At 63.7% G+C, this 3,159-nt stretch carries 4 protein-coding genes; 2 read left to right on the forward strand and 2 right to left on the reverse strand.

From position 1 onward, the window contains the following. Positions 1 to 407 (reverse strand): acyl-CoA dehydrogenase family protein (locus tag JOY90_RS10155; protein WP_291691002.1); only part of this gene is annotated, 407 nt, incomplete at its 3' end. A 328-nt stretch (positions 408 to 735) separates the two neighbouring features. Here JOY90_RS10155 and JOY90_RS10160 point away from each other — a divergent pair. Both JOY90_RS10160 and JOY90_RS10165 read left to right on the forward strand, forming a co-directional pair. Further along, positions 736 to 1,008, forward strand: coding sequence for a phosphopantetheine-binding protein (locus tag JOY90_RS10160; RefSeq protein ID WP_291691003.1), 273 nt, complete (start codon positions 736 to 738; stop codon positions 1,006 to 1,008). Between the two features lie 142 nt (positions 1,009 to 1,150). Continuing rightward, a complete protein-coding gene (locus JOY90_RS10165) occupies positions 1,151 to 2,002 on the forward strand; it encodes a class I SAM-dependent methyltransferase (RefSeq protein ID WP_291691004.1) in 852 nt (283 codons plus the stop codon). Between the two features lie 157 nt (positions 2,003 to 2,159). Here JOY90_RS10165 and JOY90_RS10170 read toward each other — a convergent pair whose 3' ends face one another. Then, positions 2,160 to 2,564: a carboxymuconolactone decarboxylase family protein gene (locus JOY90_RS10170; RefSeq protein WP_291691005.1), complete on the reverse strand. Its 405-nt coding sequence runs from the start codon at positions 2,562 to 2,564 to the stop codon at positions 2,160 to 2,162. Positions 2,565 to 3,159: the final 595 nt, after the last annotated feature.

Below are 3,159 nucleotides of genomic sequence, written 5' to 3' on the forward strand. Positions count from 1 at the left end.
ACCGCGATTGACAAGGAAATCCCCAAATGATTTCCAGCATGGGCCGTGCGATTGCGCACGGCGAGGCCTCGTGCACAGGCGACCTTGGTCTGATGCATCGCGAAGATCATCGCGGTCGACGCGCAGGCGCGGCCGAGCGCATAGCACATCTCGGCGAGATCGTGGATCGAGGCGCCGAAGCCGCCGAACGCGACCGGGATCTGCGCGCCGAGCAGCTTCCGTTCGCGCGCGGCATCGATCGCGGCTTTCGGAAAGCGCGCCATGCGGTCGACTTCCTCGGCTTCCGCCGCTGCGATTGCCGCGACGCTCGCGGTGCGCTCGGTGAAGGACAGCTCGCGGTCGATCAGCACGCTCTCGCCCGCACGGTCGGTGACGAGGTTACGAAAGCTGGTTTCCTGGACGTTCATGGCTGACGCGACCTCCGGTTTCTCGCGGTGGTGCCGGGCATTGACGCCGTGGCCACGGCAGTCGTTGCAATTTCCGATAGAACCAAAGGTTATGGATTTAATTCAAATGCGTCGACGGGATTCAGCGTAAACGGCTTGCTTTCGAGCGCGACGGTTAATCCTTCCTCGCCCTCAGCGTGTAAAGTCGATGAAGCGCGTTAGCGTTAAGATCGAAAACGGAACGCTGTCGTCAGCCGCGACATGGCGTTCTGACGCGGCGATCCTTAAGGTTGCGCGGTGCGGCACGACAGCCGCAGCGGGTTCATGGGTACAGCGCGGAAGGTTGACGATGCCAAATTTCGATGCCGACATTCGCGGCCGGATCATCGCCCTGGTCGACGCGATCCTGTTGCAGAACGAGATCACGGCCGAGGTGTTTCCCGAGACGAAGCTGGTTGACGCCGGCCTCACCTCGGTGGACATGGTCAGCTTGATGCTCGGCGTCGAGGCCGAATTCGATTTCACCATTCCGCAGGACGCGATTACGCCGGAAAACTTTCTCACCGTCGCGACCTTGGAGCAGATGGTGAGCGGGCAATTGCGGTCAGCGCGGGCGGCGTGAGGCTTTGTAGTAAGACCAGGATTTCAGATTCGCACCCCATCAGTGGCGAATTTGCCGATTGGTTCGCGGCCGATTCCGCTTGAACCGATCCGGGCAACGCGCTCAAATTCCGCCATGCGCGTGTCGTCCGTTGGAGTGTTCCGTGGCCAATGCAAGCCTTCCCCTTTCCGCGCAGGACGCCGAACGCCTGCGCCGCTTCGAGCGTGAGCGCCACGACACCCTCGCCGCGACCTATCACGACTTTTTCACGCCGATCACGGCGCTTGCCATTCAGCCTCTGCTCGATGCGGCGGGCGTCGGCGCAGGATCGAACCTGCTCGACATCGCCACCGGACCCGGATCGGTCGCGGCGAGAGCCAGACGTCTAGGCGCCGCCTGCACCGGCGTCGATCTGTCGCAGGGGATGATCGCGTTGGCGCGGGTCTCGCATCCGGACATCGATTTCCGGATCGCAGAAGTCGAGCACCTGCCCTTTGCCGACCGGTCCTTCGATGTGGTCGTGTGCAATTTCGGCCTGGGGCATTTTCCCTGGCCCGAAGCCGCGGTTGCCGAATGCGCCCGCACGCTCAAGGTCGGCGGCCGCGTGGCTTTCTCCTGGTGGGACCAGCCCGACAAGCAGCGCGTCCAGGGGCTGTTTCGCGAGGCGGTCGCGGAAGTCGGCGCGGCGCTTCCGCCCGATGTGCCGGCCGGACATTCGAATTTGAGGTTTTGCGATGCGACGGAGTTTCGCAAGCTGCTCGTCGGCGCAGGCCTGGACGATGTCAGGGTCGATGATCACCGGGCGAGCTACACGATCGCCGATGTCGACACGCTCTGGCGCGGTGGTCTCGGGAGCTTTGCGGTGACGGCGTCGGCGATCGTCCACCAGGACGCCGCGACACAGGCCGCCATCCGGGCGTCTCTGGAGCGGCGTGCGGCGGTCTATCGCACGCCGGCCGGACTCGTGCTCCCGGTCGCCTTCAGGATCGGATCGGGGCAAAGGTCTGATCAGTAGAGTTTCAGATGCTTAGGGGATGTCGTGCCTGATGTCAGCTGTTGGTCACGAGGAGGTTCAATAGCGGGCGTCGCTGGCGCTCGCGGAAGGGCCAACCTGCGAATAACTGCAGCTGAGCATTTCTCAACCGAAGTTGCGCAGGGCTGCAAGCTCGCTGTTATGACGTGACCGGATTCTCGGCACGCATCTCCGCAAAGGTCTCCTTCGCGACCAGCAGCGCCTCGCGCACCAGGGGCGCGCCGACATAGCCGAGCAGGTGCAGAATCGCCTCGGCGAGCTCGTCCTCGGTCCAGCCATGATTGACCGCAAAGCGGATATGCAGTTTCAGCTCCGGGGTCCGCCCTGTTGCGGTGTCGGAGACGACGCAGATCAGCGTCCTGGTCTTGAGATCGAGCTCGGGCCTCGTCCACAGCGAGCCGAACACCGTCTCCTGCGTCAGTGCAGCAAATTTCTCCATGATCGGATCGGTATAGAGCTGCCGATCGAGCTTATCGGCGTAGGCCGCGCCCATGAGATTGCGGCGCATCGCGCGGCCTTTGGCGCGCAAGGGGCTGTCGGTCATTGCGGCGTTCCTCCTGAGTCAGTCTCCAAATTTCCGTTGGATCTCGAACGGCGCGTTATGCCGGTTGAGATCGCAGCCGATCGTAACCGATCAATTGTCGTAGTCGAATCCCAAAAGCGCCGATCGTGGCCGTCGCGCCGCCGCCGCCGGCTGCGCCGATGAACTCTCGCCGTTTCATGTCCGTCCCCCTGACGACTGCCGTGATGAATTTGACCGCAAACAGACGCGCGGGAAGGGGCAATCCACGCGGACCCCAAATCGGTGGCATTATAGGCGCATCCTGCCGCCACAGGGGGCGCTTCACGATCGTCACGGACGTGGGCGGCGGGATGGGATGGACGCGGCGGCGCGCGAGACGAGCGCTGCGGCCGCGGACTGCGAAGCCGGGTGGTCCTGATCCCCGACGCTGCGGGACTATCGCATATGGGGAGAGCAGAGCGGTTGGGCTCACCCTCCCCTGGAGGGGGAGGGTCGGCACGCGATCGAGCGAAGCGAGATGCGTGCCGGGGTGGGGTGACGGTCTCTCCGTATTAGACAGTGTGCGCGCGGAAGCATCACCCCACCCCGGCTCACATTCCGCTTCGCTTCATGTGAG

It is taken from the genome of Bradyrhizobium sp. (assembly GCF_019242285.1).
GTDB lineage: Bacteria > Pseudomonadota > Alphaproteobacteria > Rhizobiales > Xanthobacteraceae > Bradyrhizobium.